Origin of the sequence: Paraburkholderia sp. (genome assembly GCF_035948235.1) — a bacterium.
Taxonomy (GTDB): Bacteria; Pseudomonadota; Gammaproteobacteria; order Burkholderiales; family Burkholderiaceae; genus Paraburkholderia.
The window spans coordinates 1-13,568 of the sequence record NZ_DASZJJ010000071.1 but is presented as its reverse complement, the minus strand read 5'-3'; the positions used below and the strand labels follow the sequence as shown (position 1 = coordinate 13,568).

Annotated in this window: 13 protein-coding genes; 5 read left to right on the top strand and 8 right to left on the bottom strand. The window is 63.8% G+C overall.

Annotated features, from left to right (window positions below; genetic code table 11):
• Window positions 1-82 precede the first annotated feature (82 nt).
• Entirely contained in the window at window positions 83-553 is a 471-nt protein-coding gene (locus VG320_RS04955; protein WP_174220033.1) for an Lrp/AsnC family transcriptional regulator, read from the top strand.
• 77 nt (window positions 554-630) lie between these two features.
• On the opposite strand, the gene VG320_RS04950 is transcribed toward VG320_RS04955, so the two are convergent.
• The 3 genes from VG320_RS04950 to VG320_RS04940 form a co-directional block, all read right to left on the bottom strand.
• Entirely contained in the window at window positions 631-1,794 is a 1,164-nt protein-coding gene (locus VG320_RS04950) for a cation diffusion facilitator family transporter (RefSeq protein WP_327199028.1), read from the bottom strand.
• 290 nt (window positions 1,795-2,084) lie between these two features.
• Window positions 2,085-2,393 (bottom strand): H-NS histone family protein, encoded by a 309-nt coding sequence (locus VG320_RS04945; RefSeq protein WP_327199082.1) that lies wholly within the window; start codon window positions 2,391-2,393, stop codon window positions 2,085-2,087.
• Between the two features lie 435 nt (window positions 2,394-2,828).
• A complete protein-coding gene (locus VG320_RS04940) occupies window positions 2,829-3,506 on the bottom strand; it encodes a HugZ family protein (protein ID WP_327199027.1) in 678 nt (225 codons plus the stop codon).
• A gap of 242 nt (window positions 3,507-3,748) precedes the next feature.
• Here VG320_RS04940 and VG320_RS04935 point away from each other — a divergent pair, with 242 nt between their 5' ends.
• Window positions 3,749-4,978, top strand: coding sequence for an MFS transporter (locus VG320_RS04935; protein WP_327199081.1), 1,230 nt, complete (start codon window positions 3,749-3,751; stop codon window positions 4,976-4,978).
• A 113-nt stretch (window positions 4,979-5,091) separates the two neighbouring features.
• Here the strand turns inward: VG320_RS04935 and VG320_RS04930 are convergent, their stop codons facing one another.
• Both VG320_RS04930 and VG320_RS04925 read right to left on the bottom strand, forming a co-directional pair.
• Window positions 5,092-6,237 carry a branched-chain amino acid ABC transporter substrate-binding protein gene (locus VG320_RS04930; RefSeq protein ID WP_327199026.1) on the bottom strand — a complete coding sequence of 382 codons (1,146 nt, stop codon included), beginning with the start codon at window positions 6,235-6,237 and terminating at the stop codon, window positions 5,092-5,094.
• A gap of 545 nt (window positions 6,238-6,782) precedes the next feature.
• Complete coding sequence (locus VG320_RS04925; protein ID WP_327199025.1) at window positions 6,783-7,883, bottom strand: NAD(P)H-dependent flavin oxidoreductase; 1,101 nt, start codon at window positions 7,881-7,883, stop codon at window positions 6,783-6,785.
• A 240-nt stretch (window positions 7,884-8,123) separates the two neighbouring features.
• On the opposite strand from VG320_RS04925, the gene VG320_RS04920 reads away from it, so the two are divergent.
• Window positions 8,124-8,822 carry a dienelactone hydrolase family protein gene (locus VG320_RS04920; RefSeq protein WP_327199024.1) on the top strand — a complete coding sequence of 233 codons (699 nt, stop codon included), beginning with the start codon at window positions 8,124-8,126 and terminating at the stop codon, window positions 8,820-8,822.
• Window positions 8,823-8,953: 131 nt separating this feature from the next.
• Window positions 8,954-10,468, top strand: coding sequence for an amidase (locus tag VG320_RS04915; RefSeq protein WP_327199023.1), 1,515 nt, complete (start codon window positions 8,954-8,956; stop codon window positions 10,466-10,468).
• Window positions 10,469-10,501: 33 nt separating this feature from the next.
• Here the strand turns inward: VG320_RS04915 and VG320_RS04910 are convergent, their stop codons facing one another.
• The 3 genes from VG320_RS04910 to VG320_RS04900 all read right to left on the bottom strand — a co-directional run bounded on the left by VG320_RS04910 (window position 10,502) and on the right by VG320_RS04900 (window position 12,657).
• Window positions 10,502-10,813, bottom strand: coding sequence for a high-potential iron-sulfur protein (locus tag VG320_RS04910; RefSeq protein ID WP_167064039.1), 312 nt, complete (start codon window positions 10,811-10,813; stop codon window positions 10,502-10,504).
• Window positions 10,814-11,015: 202 nt separating this feature from the next.
• A complete protein-coding gene (locus VG320_RS04905; RefSeq protein WP_327199022.1) occupies window positions 11,016-12,122 on the bottom strand; it encodes an NAD(P)/FAD-dependent oxidoreductase in 1,107 nt (368 codons plus the stop codon).
• Window positions 12,123-12,417: 295 nt separating this feature from the next.
• Window positions 12,418-12,657, bottom strand: a complete 240-nt coding sequence (locus tag VG320_RS04900) for a DUF4148 domain-containing protein (protein WP_327199021.1) — start codon at window positions 12,655-12,657, stop codon at window positions 12,418-12,420.
• A gap of 365 nt (window positions 12,658-13,022) precedes the next feature.
• On the opposite strand from VG320_RS04900, the gene VG320_RS04895 reads away from it, so the two are divergent.
• A partial coding sequence (locus tag VG320_RS04895; RefSeq protein WP_327199020.1) for a hypothetical protein occupies window positions 13,023-13,568 on the top strand: 546 nt, incomplete at its 3' end.

Genomic DNA, 13,568 nt, shown 5'->3' with positions numbered 1-13,568 from the left:
TTAGGTAATCTCCCTCGTCATCTGCGGTTTGCATTGCGTTTCGTTTTCCCGACCTCTAACATTCGGGAATACGGCGACGCACATGGAGGCGCATTTGACACTCGATACGTTCTCTCAGAAGATCCTGCGCCTGCTGCAGCTGGACGCGCGCCGCTCCGTGCAGGAAATCTCCGATCAGGTCGGGCTTTCCAGCACGCCCTGCTGGCGTCGCATCAAGGACATGGAGCAGTCGGGCGTGATCCAGCGCTACACGGCGCTGCTCGATCGCGAAAAGCTCGGCCTGCACGTCTGCGCGCTCGCGCATATCCATCTCACGCGTCACACCGAAGGCGGCGTCGAAGCCTTCGAGCGCGAGATCGCCACCTGCCCCGAAGTGACCGAGTGCTACAGCACGACCGGCGAATCGGACTACATCCTCAAGATCGTCGCGCCGGACATCAAGGCCTACGACACCTTCCTGCACGAACGCATTTTCCGCATTCCGGCTGTCGCGCAGGTGCGCACGAGCGTCGTGCTGCGCGAGATCAAGTTCGATACGCAGCTGCCGCTTTGAGGCGTTGCTTTAAGGCTTCGTGAAAAGCGCGCCGCGCTCGCCTTAAAGGGCGGCGCGGCGTTCTCATATTGATCCCGTCATGCGCGCGGCAAAGTGGTCAGCCGCGCATCCGCCGTCATCTGCAGCGCCTCCAGCCGGCTCGCGCCCAGCTTGCGCCGCAGCGCGTCCAGATCGACATCGGCAAGACGCCGCGCATCGTCGCGTGCCGCCAGCGCAAACTGGATCTCCAGACCCGTGCTCAGGTAATGCAGCGTGACCGCCTCCACGTGCACGTCACGCGCCGCCAGCGCCTCGCGTAGCGCGCGGGCGACTTCCTCACGCGGCGGCAGATTCGACACCGAACGTACATGCATGTCGTCCTCAGGATCGACGTGAATGAGCGCATCGAGCACGCGCGCGTCGGTGAGCAGGCGCGTGCGCGCCATTTCGGCGATGAAATGCCCTTCGGACACCGAGATAAACGGATCGACCAGAATATGCGCGTCCACCAGCGCGAGGTCGCCGGTCTTGCGCGTGCGCATCTCGTGCACGTCGAGCACGCCAGGCGTTTCTGTCAGCAGCTTGCGCAGATCGGCGGCGGCCGATGCGTCGAGCGCGCGATCCGACAGATCCTGCAGCGCGTCCCAGCCGAACACCCAGCCCATGCGCGCGACCATGAAGCCGACGATGGCGGCGGCGATCGGATCGAGCAAACGCACGCCCGCAAGGCTGCCGATAATGCCCAGCGCTACCACCAGCGACGACGCCGCATCCGAGCGAGCGTGCCACGCGTTGGCAATCAGCATCGCCGAGCGCACGCGCTGCGCCTCGCGCAGCATGTAGCGAAACAGCGCCTCCTTCGACACCAGCACGAGCACGGCCACCGCGAGCGCGCTCGCATGCACGGGCGGAATATCGCCGAGATTCGCCAGACGCGTGCCGGCGCGCGCAAGCATGCCCACGCCCACGGCAATCAGCAATGCGCCGAGAAATAATGAAGCAACCGTTTCATAACGGCTGTGACCGTAATTGTGATCGGCATCGGGCTTCGCACCGCTATGCCGATTTGCAATCAGCACAACGAAATCGGAGACGAGATCGGAAAGCGAATGCACGCCGTCGGCGATCAAGGCCTGCGAATGCGCAATCACGCCCACGGCGATTTGCAGCACGACAAGCACTGAATTCAAGCCAACGCTAACAAACGTTGTCTTGCGTGCGACCTGCTGTTTATCTGATAACGCGGCGGTGGCAGAGGACATGCTGATCCAGAAGCAAACAAGGGAATTGACGCGATTGTAATCGCGACGCCGTCCCCAATTGGAGATAACCCTGGAATCCTCTTTTAAATCAGGCGACTACGAGAACCCTTCGTATTCGCGTTCAGCAGCCGTCGATGCGCGACACACCCACTTGCCGTTCAATCGGTATTGGTAAGAAACAGAAAGCTACGGTAAGCAAAATAACAAAAAGCCGCGCGTCCCCGTGACAGCGCGGCTTTTTTTACCGATGAACCGTGAAGTCCACCTCATTACTGCGCATTACTTCTAGATCACTTCTGGATCAGATATTTATCGCGATCCTGGCCAGCGATCCAGCGCGGCGGCTTGCCACGACCCGACCACGTGCTGCCGCTATCCGGATCGCGATACTTCGGCGCAACGCTGGCGCGCGAGCGGCTGGCTGCTTTCGCGCCCTTGCCCGAAGCACGGCTGCCGCCGAGTTCAGCGATGGTAATGCCGTAATCGGCCATTTTCTGCTTGATTTCGTCGAGGACCTCGGCGTACTCGCGCTCCTTCGCCTCTTCAATCTGTTTTTCCAGCTTTTCTCGCTGAGCGAGGAGTTCCTTGTATGACGACATGAGTTTGGTGCCCTGGTGATGTTGATAATGGCTACCGATCTGATGCCAGTATGCCGATTGACAGTGAATTGCCTCGGAAATTGGAGGCGAGATTAACACAGAATCGAATGTCGCGAAAAGCGCAAGGCAATAAAAATAATCGAAATATTTTACGAAACGTTTGCCGATACCAGGCATCACTTAGTTCAACGTTTGCTGGATCGCCGGAATGGTAAGAATCTTTCATTTCGTGCAAATCGGTATTTTTACTAAATGCCCCTTTTCTGCCGATAAATTCGTTTCTCATAATTAGCAGGGCATGGAAATTATCTTACGAAAACACGATAAACATTTCATCGCGTGATAACTTCTGACGAATCACGCGCTATTTCCCGCAATTGCGCGGCGCATCAATTTCAGCGGCGGCCTTACGCCGCCGGGTTTTAGAAATATTACTCAGTTTGAATAGCGCGAGAGGCAATCGCTTAGCGCGGCATGCAAGGTTGGTGTGTCGAGTTGCGGCGTCTCGAATACATGGCGAATGCGTTGGCCGTCGATACGCAGATCGGCGCCGTGACGGTCGACGCCCAGCAGCGTGAAGCCGTCGCGTCGCGCCGGGAGAGAATCGGCGACTTGAATCAGCGCTTGCTCCTCGTCGGCGGGCAAAGGGTCAAACGTGTCGATATCCGTTCCGTCGAGCCAGCCCATTGCGCCAAAGCCGCCGATATAGCGCAGCCGCTCGACGTGCAGCGTCCAGAAGCTGAAGTCGCCCAGCGCGAGATAGCGCGCCGCGTCGGGGTGGTAGCGCAGATAACGGCGCGCGAGCGGCGAATCCGCCGATTGCTCATCGGCGTTCGACGGTTCGAACCGGCCGATCAGCGTCATGCGCGGTGCGCTCAGCGCGTCCTCGCCGCTGGTTTGCGCGACCAGAAAGCCGGCGCGCGGATCGTCCTGGAGATTGCGCGTGTGCTCGGCGAGCCGGCTCACGAGGATCACGGGACGATGCCGCGCATCGGTCGCGAAGGGCAACAGCGTAGGGTACGGAAAGCCCTGCGGGTCGCGCGCGTGAGTGGCGAGCGTGCCGACGGGCACCTGATGGAGCAGATGAAGCGGAGCGTGAGCGGGAATCTTCAAGGAAAGGTCCTCGGTCGATGCGGTCGATGGAATCGGCTGCGGCTATTAGAGCAGGCATCAGCAGGACCTGCGCGCCTTCGCTAGAATCATCGCTTGCCTTTCAGACGGCTTGTGCCAGCGCGATTCACGCCGCGCCGCCGTTCTTCCAGTATGAGCGCCGCGCCCAGGGCCACCCGATGCACCTTGGCACCTTGGGCATGCGCGCAGCCCTCTCTTCGACGGGATTATCCGTGTCCGACCGCATGACCGATCCGGCGCTTTCAGCGTCCGCTTCCACACCGCCCGCGGGTTCGCCACTGGCGGCGCACCGCGCGCTGCCCGACGCCGCGCGCCGCCGCGCGCGCTACGCGACCATGGCGCTGTTCTTCATCGCCGGGATGATGTACGCCTCCTGGGGCGTGCACGTACCCACCGTGCGCGACAAGTTCCACTTGAGCGCCGCGATGCTTTCCTACGCGCTATTTGCCGTGGCGGGCGGCTCGATCGCCGCGATGACGACAATCGGCGGCTGGATCGCGCGCGTCGGCTCGCGGCGCGCCTGCCTCACCGGCGGCCTCACCATGGCTGCATGCGGCGCGCTGATCCTGGTCGTGCCGTACTACTGGATGTTGCTGGTCGTGCTGGCCGTGTTCGGCATCGGCATGGCGACGCTGGACGTGTCGATGAACGCCGAGGCCAGCGCCGTCGAGGAAGCCATCGGCCGCCCCATCATGTCGGCGCTGCACGGCATGTTCAGCCTGGGCGGGATGGCGGGCGCGGCGATCGGCGGTGCGCTGCTCGCGCGCGGCATGGCGCCCGCCCTGCATCTGTTCCTGGCGTCGGCGCTGGCCGCGCTGGTGCTGTGGGTCGCGTGCCCCGCCGTGCTGCCGCACGTGCCGCACGCCACGCACGGCGAGCACGCCAAAACCGGCAACCGCTGGCGCACGCCCGCGCTGTGGGCGCTGGGCGGCATCGCCTTGATCGCGCTGATCGCCGAAGGCGCGATGTACGACTGGGCGACCGTCTATATGCGCGATGTCGTGCTCGCGACGCCCGCGCTCGCGAGCGCGGCCTACGCGGCGTTCTCGGGCGGCATGGCAGTGGCGCGCTTCGCGGGCGATGCGGTGCGCGCGCGCTTTGGCGCGCCGCAACTGGTGCTGGCAAGCGCCTCGCTGGCCTGCGCGGGCATGATCGGCGCGCTGTTGCTGCCGTATTCGTTCACGGCGCTCACCGGCTTCACGCTGATGGGTCTGGGCCTTGCCAATATGATGCCGGTGCTCTTTGCGGCCGCCGCGCGCGTGAAGGGCATCCACGCCGCCGAAGGCCTCGCACACGTCGCGGGCATTGCTTATTTCGGCCTGCTGTTCGGGCCGGTGGTGATCGGCGCGATCACGCAGGTGACGAATCTCACCGTGGGGCTTGCGGTCGTCGCGCTGTGCGCGGCGCTGGTTGCGTTCGCGGGACCGAAGGTGTTGCGGTGGCTGGGGATTTGAACCAGGCCTGAGCCTTCTCGCGTCTGCAAAAAAACAAAAGCCCGCGGATCGAAACCCGCGGGCTTTTTCACATCCGGATCGACGCTGACAGCAAGCCAGCGCCGAACCCGGATTTACATCTTCACCACGTCGAGCAGGGACTTCTTGCCTGCCTTGTAGTTGTACAGCGAGATCACGCCGTGCTTGAGGTCGCCCTTCGAATCGAAGGTCGTCTCGCCGATCACACCCTTGTAGTCGGTGGCCGGCATCGCAGCGAGGATCTTCGCCGGATCGGTCGAGTTGGCGCGCTTCATCGCGTCGACGATGATGTACACCGCGTCATACGTGAACGGCGCGTAGATCTGGATCGGCTGGCCGAAGCGCTTCTCGTACTTGGCTTCGAACGCCTTGCCGCCCGCCATCTTTTCCAGCGCCATGCCGGCTTCCGAGCACACGATGTTGTCGGTCGCGTCGCCGGCCAGGTCCGACAGCTTGTCGGTACACACGCCGTCGCCTGCCAGCACCTTGGCGCGCAGGCCGAGCTGCTTGGCTTGCTTGGCGAACGGGCCACCGGTGGCGTCCATGCCGCCGTACATGATCGCGTCGGGGTTTTCGCCCTTGATCTTCGTCAGAATTGCGCGGAAGTCCACGGCCTTGTCGTTGGTCGCGTCATGCGACAGCACGTTCATGCCGAGCGACTTGGCGGTCTTCTCGAATTCGTTCGCGAGGCCCTGGCCGTAAGCGGTCGAATCGTCGACGATGGCGACGCTCTTCACCTTCATGCTCTTGGACGCGTAGTTCGCGAGCGCCGGGCCTTGCTGGGCGTCGGTCGCCACGACGCGGTACGTCGTCTTGAAGCCTTGTTGCGTGTAGGCCGGGTTCGTGGCCGACGGCGAGATCTGCACGATGCCCGCATCGCTATAGATCTTCGATGCCGGAATCGACGTGCCCGAGTTCAGGTGGCCGACCACCGCGACAACCTTGTCGTCAACGAGCTTCTGCGCGACCTGCGTAGCCGTACGCGGGTCAGCCGCGTCGTCCTGCGCGTCGAGCACGAGCGTGACCTTCTGGCCGTTGATCGTCAGACCTTTCGCGTTGATCTCTTCGACTGCGAGACGCGCGCCGTTTTCGTTGTCCTTGCCGAGGTGCGCGATTCCGCCCGTCAGCGGCGCGACGTGACCGATCTTGATCGTTTCGTCGGCGCTCGCCACCGTTGCGAACGACGCGCACAGCATGGCTGCAGCGCTGATCGGCAACAGCTTGTGAAGCTTGATATTCATGTAAGTCTCCAGTTTCGAACCCAAAAGCAACGTAATCGCCCTGTGCCCCCGCGCCCCGAACGTGTCGCTCCCCGTGCGGACGACCACGCAGGATGCATCCTTGATGCACCTGGCCAGCATGGTTTCGAATGCCGTTTGTGACAGCGTTCGCGCACCATACTTGCGCGCAAGTGTAGGTGATCAAATTAATTTGGGGGACTTTTTTCAGATATCGGGGCGAGTACCAATAGGCTTTGCCCCGAGTACTTCGAAAACCTGAACAATTCCGTCGAAACCCTTATCCAGCAAGGCTCTAAAAAGATGTTTGCAATCCTTTAGAAAGCTTTGTCAAAACCTCGACGGAATATTTTTTGGGATTTTTGGCGAGTTATGCGAAGCATTCCGGAGCCGCTGTAAACGTATCCGGTAACGTTTGCTTTTTTGACTGCGCAACGAATTGCCGGATCGGAAGATAGAGGCTCGCTAAAGTCAGCCTTCGATTAATTCCTGGCGCGCGCGATGGGCGCGCCAGGAGATCTGCTTATTCGACTTTTTCTTCTACGGCGTCAGGCGTGCAAACTGCGCAACGTCGCGCGCCATTCAGCGTCCAGTACGTCGACGAGTTGCCCCGCGTCGATGCCTTCTGCGCGCACACGCGACAGCGGCGCGCCCTGCCCCGACCACAGCGAGAGCCAGTCGCCGTCATTCGCGCGCGCCGCACGCTGACGCAATTCCTGGGTGAGCGCGTTCTGCACGGGATAAGGCGCAACGGTTTCGCTTTGTGCTTCGAGCCGCGCCATCAGCGGGTTGCGGATACCGCGCGCGTGGCGGCCCGTGATTGCGCGCGTGACGGCGGTGGCCGTATCGGCGCTGGCGCGCAGACGCGCTTTCCAGTCGGCGGGAATCGCGCTTTCTGCGCAGCCGAGAAACGCCGTGCCCATCTGTACAGCCTGCGCGCCCAGTGCGAGCGCGGCGGCAATGCCGCGCCCGTCCATGATGCCGCCTGCCGCCAGCACGGGCAGACCGGTGGCGTCGGCGATCTGCGGCACCAGCGCCATCGTGCCGATCAGCGCGTGCGCCACCTCGCCGATGAAGGTGCCGCGATGGCCGCCCGCTTCGGCGCCCTGCGCGACGATCGCGTCCGCGCCGTTGTCGCGCCACGCGAGCGCTTCGGCCACGTGCGTGGCCGTGCCGATCACATAACTGCCCGCCGCGTGCAGCCGCGCAACATCGTCTTTGCCGAGCAGGCCGAACGTGAAGCTCACAACCGGCAAGCGCAGATCGATGAGCATGTCGAGTTGCGCGCGAAAGTCAGGCGCGTAGGCCGCCAGCGGCGCACCCGGCGGCAGATCGAATTGCGCACGCAACGGATCGATGGCGCCGAGCGCCTGACGCACGGTGGCGTCGTCGGGATTCGCCGGGTCGAGCACGAAGAGATTCACGCCGAAGGGTCTCGCGGTGAGCGCGCGAATCGCGGCGACTTCGCTGGCGATCTTTTCCGGCGCGAGCGCGGCGCCCGCGAGAAAGCCCAGGCCGCCTGCGTTCGACACGGCAGACACCAGCGCGGGCGTGGTCGCCCCGCCAGCCATCGGGCCTTGCACGAGCGGTAGGTGCAGGTCGAAGCGGCGGCTGAACGGAGTAGAAAATGCGGCGGATGCAGATGTCATGACGATATCCTTGCTGATCAGGATGGATGCGACTCGAAACGAATCTGCCAACGACTCTAGCGAAGCCCTTGCCGGGCGAAAAATGAATAATCGAGATTATTACGATCCGCCTGCAAGAACGAAACGTGCGGAGATGCCCGCGAGGCGCTCGCTGCGGGCTGACACCCGGCTATGGCAAACTGGCTCCCCGTTTTGACCGCATCACCCTATATCACCCAACTCGCGACGAAGGAGAGCAACGTGAGCGTAACGACCAAGTGGATCGACATTCCCGCCGGCAAGGACAGCTTCGGCGCATATCTCGCCCTGCCCAAGGGCGGTAAAGGCCCCGGCATCGTCATCCTGCAGGAAATCTTCGGCGTGAACGGCCATATCCGCGACGTCGTCGAGCAGTACGCGCTGGACGGCTATGTGGCGATCGCGCCGGACATCTTCTGGCGCAGCGCGCCGCGCGTGGAGCTGGAATACACGGGCGCAGACCGCGACCGCGGTATCGAACTGATGAAACAGCTCGACTTCAACAACGTCGTTGCGGATATCGCTGCAACGGCCGACACGCTGCGCAAGCTGCCCGAATGCACCGGCCGCGTCGCGGCCATCGGCTATTGCCTGGGCGGACGCCTCGCCTATATGGCAGCGGGCAGCGGCTCGGTCGACGCCGCGGTGTCGTACTACGGCGGCGGCATCCACACGCAGCTCGATCTGGCCGACAAGATCAAGCAGCCCATCCTGTTCCACTACGGCGAACTCGATCACGGCATTCCGCTCGACGCGGTCGGCCAGGTGAAGGAGCGCTTTGCGGGCCGCGACAACGCCGAGGTCTATATCTACCCGGGCGCCGATCACGGCTTCAACTGCTCGGTGCGCGCGTCGTACAACCAGAACGCGTCGGCGCTCGCGCATGGCCGCACGCTCGCGTTCCTCGCGCAGCATCTGTAAATTGCGCCACCCGCGTTTGCCTCGAACAAACGCGCGCGCCTGAAAAACGGCCATTGCGGCAGAATCGCTGCAATGGCCGTTTTCTTTTTGCGGCCGCAGCCACGCGAAAACACCCTTGAGGAGTGTGCGACTTGCAGTCCGACTATCTGGAATACGACGCCATCGGTCTCGCCGAACTCGTGCAGCGCCGCGACGTCAGCGCGCGCGAACTGCTCGACGATGCCATCGCGCGCGCCGAAGCCACGAATCCCGCCATCAACGCGGTCGTGCTCAAGGACTACGACGCCGCGCGCAAGCGCGCGCTGCGCATCGAGGCGGGCGGCGACGGCTTCGACGCTCTCGCGCAAGGCCCGCTTGCGGGCGTGCCGTTTCTCGTCAAGGATCTGGGCGCATCGGTGGCCGGCCTGCGCATGACGTTCGGCAGCCGCCACTATCGCCATTACGTGCCCACAATCGACGCGCCCGTGATCGAGCGCATTCGCGCCGCGGGCCTCAATATCTTCGGCAAGACCAGCGCGCCGGAACTCGGCCAGATGCCGTACACGGAGCCGGAACTGTTCGGCGCGTGCCGCAATCCGTGGAGTCTCGATCACACCCCGGGCGGCTCCAGCGGCGGCGCGGCGGCAGCGGTCGCAGCGGGCATCGTGCCGCTCGCGCACGCGTCTGATGGCGGCGGCTCGATCCGCATCCCCGCTTCGTGCTGCGGGCTGTTTGGCCTCAAGCCCACGCGCGGCAAGCAGCCGCCCTCCACCGTGCCGCCCGCGCCCGGTGAGCTGGGCGTCGATCTGGCCGTGTCGCGCAGCGTGCGCGACAGCGCGCTCATGCTCGATCTGTTCGCGGGCGACCCCGCGCTCGCGCCGGGCGCGCCCGGCACCTATCTGGCGGCGGCGCGCGAACCGCTCGACGGCAGCAAGCCGCTCGCGATTGCCTATATCGCCGATCCGCTCTTTGCCGAGGCGCTTTCGCCCGATGTGCGCAGCGCGCTGGACGACGCCGCCGCGCTGCTGACTTCGCTGGGCCACAACGTCGAGCCAGTGAAACTCGGCATCGATTTTTCCGCGGCGCGCGAAGCCTTTCTGATGCTGTGGTCGGTGGTCGCCGAACAATACGTGCTCAACGCCGACACCATCACCGGCACGAAACCGCGCCGTCAGGACTTCGAGATTGCCACGTGGGCGATGGCGCATATCGGCCGCAAGCTCGGCGAGCGCGAACTGCCGGGAGCGCTCGAGGTGCAGCAGCGCATCACCGCGCAACTCGCCGATCTGATGACGCGTTTCGATGTAATCCTGTGTGCGACGCTCGCGGGGCCGCCCGTGAAGATCGGCGAACTCAAGCCGACGCAATCGGAGCGCATGCAGATGCGCGCCGTCACGGCGATGCCGGTAGAAGCGCTGATGAGAAAGATGCTGAACGAAGCCTCGAACAAGGCATTCGCGTGGGCAGGCTGCACCGAGCTGTTCAATCTGACCGGACAACCGGCGATGACGGTGCCGCTTTCATGGAATGCGCGCGGTCTGCCGATCGGCGTGCAGTTCGCGGCGCGCGAGGGCAACGATGCGTTGCTGCTGCGCCTCGCCGCGCAACTGGAAGCGGCGCGCCCGTGGTTCGGCAAGCGCCCGCCGCTGCTGATGGCGCGCGTGTGAGGTGAATCTGCGCGCCAGGCGAAAGGCTCTGGTTTAAGCCTTCTTGTTATAGGCGCTGCACCAGCCCTTGCCCGCGACCTGCTTGCCGCCGAACATCGGGCACGGTGCGAAAGCATCGGTGGCCTTGCCTTGATAGAAAGTGCAATTGCTGCAATCCTGGCCGGCGGCGTATTTCGCGAACTTCGCCTTGTCGACCTTGGTGGCGTCGAGCTTGTAGCCGAGCGCTTGCGAGGTGGGATCGGCTTCGGTGGCCTTCGGCGCGTCGGCGAAAGCCTGACGCGACAGCGCAACGGTCGTGGCGACGCCAAGGCTCGTGATCAGAAAGCTGCGGCGGGACGATTTCATGGGACGTACTCCAGTATTGTGGGCACACCGTTCTGACGACGGCGTGGCGTGAAGCATAGCAACGCAGCCACGGCGCGTGCGCCCGAAATTCCGGAGATAAGGGAAGCGCATCTTGTGAAAGATGCGCTGGAAGCGGCGAAAAATAGGGTCCGCCACGGCAAGCGCGGCGGATTGACGCAAGCCTCCAATGCAATGGCGCGGGTTATGCCGCGCCCGCCATCTCGCACACGCGCTGCGCGATCGCAAGCGATGCGGTCAGCCCCGGTGACTCGATACCGAACAGATTCACGAGTCCGCGCACGCCATGCGCGGCGCTGCCCTGGATCACGAAATCGGCGGCGGGTTCGCCCGGGCCCGATAGCTTCGGGCGAATGCCCGCGTAGGCCGGTTGCAGCGCGCCATCGGCAAGACCTGGCCAATAGCTGCGGATCTGCGCGTAGAAGGTTTCGGCGCGGCGCGGATCGACATCGTAGTCGATCGACTTGATCCATTCGACATCGGGACCGAAGCGCGCCTGGCCGCCCAGATCGAGCGTGAGATGCACGCCGAGTCCCGCCTCGTTGGGCATCGGATAGATCAGCCGCGAAAACGGCACGCGGCCCGACACGCTGAAGTAATTGCCGCGCGCGAGGTAGAGCGGCGGGATGTGGCGCGCGTCGAGCCCGCGAATGCGTTTGGCTAGCGCCGTCGCATGCAGGCCCGCGCTGTTGATGAGGCAGGCCGCGCGGATTTCGGTGGGCGCATCGCCGCCGGTGCGGATCTGGAAACCATTCGCCGTCGCGTCGATCGATTCGACCGGCGACTTGAGCGCGACCACCGCGCCATCGCGCTCGGCATCGCCTTGCAGGGCCAGCATCAGTTGATGACTGTCGACGATGCCCGTCTGCGGCGAATAGACCGCCGCCACGCATTCGAGCGCAGGTTCGAGCGAGAGCGCTTCGCTGGCGCTGATGCGCGTCAGGTCGAACACGCCGTTTTCCTTGCCGCGCGCGAGGATGCCGTCGAGTTGCGCGATCTGCGCGGGCGCCGTCGCCACCAGCAGCTTGCCGCAGCGCGCGTGCGCCACGTTGCGCGACGCGCAGTATTCGTAGAGCATCTCGCGCCCGCGCACGCACAGCGCCGCCTTGAGCGAGCCGCGCGGGTAATAGAGCCCCGCGTGGATCACCTCGCTATTGCGCGAACTGGTGCTGGTGCCGATCGCGTCGGCGGCCTCCAGAACGATCACTTCGCGTCCGCGCGCAGCCAGCGCGCGCGCCACGGCGAGGCCAACCACGCCCGCGCCGATCACCACACATTCGATCTGATCCATATTGCTGCGCCCGCCTCCGGCGAATGCGGCGGCGCTGCGTCTGACACGCGCGCCGCCTGCGTCTATGCGTTGGGCGCGGCGCTGTGCCTGTCATCACGCATCGCGTGATGCACCACGTATTGCATCGAATCAGAGCGATGCCAGCGCCGCCTCACGAAAATTGTACGCCGTGGGCGGCGGCACTTCCGAAGGCGCTTCGCAAGCCAAGGCGCGCTGGCGAACACGCGACGTCGTAAAGCGATGCGGATCGAGTGTTGCTGGTGACTGAGGGTGACCGAGGATGAGCGCGGGTGACTTAGTGAGCGCGCGGCGTGGCGATCTGCACGCGCGGCACCGTGTAGCCGCCCGTCGCGAATTGCTGCGGGTAATCCGGCGCATTCGGGTTCTGCATTTCGCCGTTGGCGCGCGCCTGGGCGAGTTCGGCCTTCACTTCAGCACGGCTCTTTGACACATTGGCCGATGCGAATGCGGGTGCGGCGGCGAAAGCGGTAGCGGCAGCAAGAACGAGTGCGGCGAGCGAGACAGTCTTTTTCATGACGAATCCTTCAACGGTGATTTTCAGTAATCGGCGCGAGAAAAACTGACCATGAGTACCGGCATTCGCGCTGTGGCAGTGAATCCCAACAACTTCAGTGTAAACACCTACTATCGAAAAACCATCCTGATAAATGACAAGTCACCGTTGCAATAGCGCTAACAATGCAATTCATCTGCAGGATGAAAATGCACCATCGTTGCGCATACATCGCAAATATCGATATGCGCTCTGATTGAAGCGCGAACGCGTCGTCCCCATCTGCAATGAACTGTTGCGGTCCGGCGTTTGCGAACCCGGTATAGGATCGAAGGTCATAAACCGACACCGTCGTCACAAGTGGCGCGCGTGAATGGAGCCTGGATATGACGTTGTGGACGTTGTGGAAACCGCTGAAGCCGTATTTCGTCGCCGTGTTGTGCGCCGCCACCGGCCTGCTGGCTGCGAACGCGCATGCCCAGGGCACGCCGGCTGCACCGGCATCCGCACCCAACGGATTCGCCGATGCGGCCGCCAGCGCGGCGCTCGCGAAGACGGCTCCGCAGGCGGCACAGCCGGCGTCGGCGGCCAATGCCCTCACGCCTGGCGGCACGCCGCCCGTCGTGCAGTGGACTTTGCAGGTTATGCGCGACGGCCAGCAGATCGATACCTTCGACGGCACCACCACGGTCGGCCAGGCGCGCACCGACACGCACCACAAGGTCGTCACGCACGATGTCGGCTGCAAGAACCAGCCTGCGGGCAGCATCGACCTGCAACGCACCATCACTGTCTCGCCCTTGCAGGCTAACGCCAGCACGGCGCTGCTCCAGATCGACGCCCAGGAGACGCTTGAAAACCCCGCCGCGCCCAAAACCACCGACGGCTGCAAGCTCCCGCCGCAGCCACGTCAGATTGGCGCGAGCCATCCG

Coding starts and splice junctions, on each gene's coding strand:
- VG320_RS04955 (WP_174220033.1), top strand. CDS start 83: ATGGAGGCGCATTTGACACTCGATACGTTCTCTCAGAAGATCCTGCGC.
- VG320_RS04950 (WP_327199028.1), bottom strand. CDS start 1,794: ATGTCCTCTGCCACCGCCGCGTTATCAGATAAACAGCAGGTCGCACGC.
- VG320_RS04945 (WP_327199082.1), bottom strand. CDS start 2,393: ATGTCGTCATACAAGGAACTCCTCGCTCAGCGAGAAAAGCTGGAAAAA.
- VG320_RS04935 (WP_327199081.1), top strand. CDS start 3,749: ATGACCGATCCGGCGCTTTCAGCGTCCGCTTCCACACCGCCCGCGGGT.
- VG320_RS04930 (WP_327199026.1), bottom strand. CDS start 6,237: ATGAATATCAAGCTTCACAAGCTGTTGCCGATCAGCGCTGCAGCCATG.
- VG320_RS04925 (WP_327199025.1), bottom strand. CDS start 7,883: ATGACATCTGCATCCGCCGCATTTTCTACTCCGTTCAGCCGCCGCTTC.
- VG320_RS04910 (WP_167064039.1), bottom strand. CDS start 10,813: ATGAAATCGTCCCGCCGCAGCTTTCTGATCACGAGCCTTGGCGTCGCC.
- VG320_RS04905 (WP_327199022.1), bottom strand. CDS start 12,122: ATGGATCAGATCGAATGTGTGGTGATCGGCGCGGGCGTGGTTGGCCTC.
- VG320_RS04900 (WP_327199021.1), bottom strand. CDS start 12,657: ATGAAAAAGACTGTCTCGCTCGCCGCACTCGTTCTTGCTGCCGCTACC.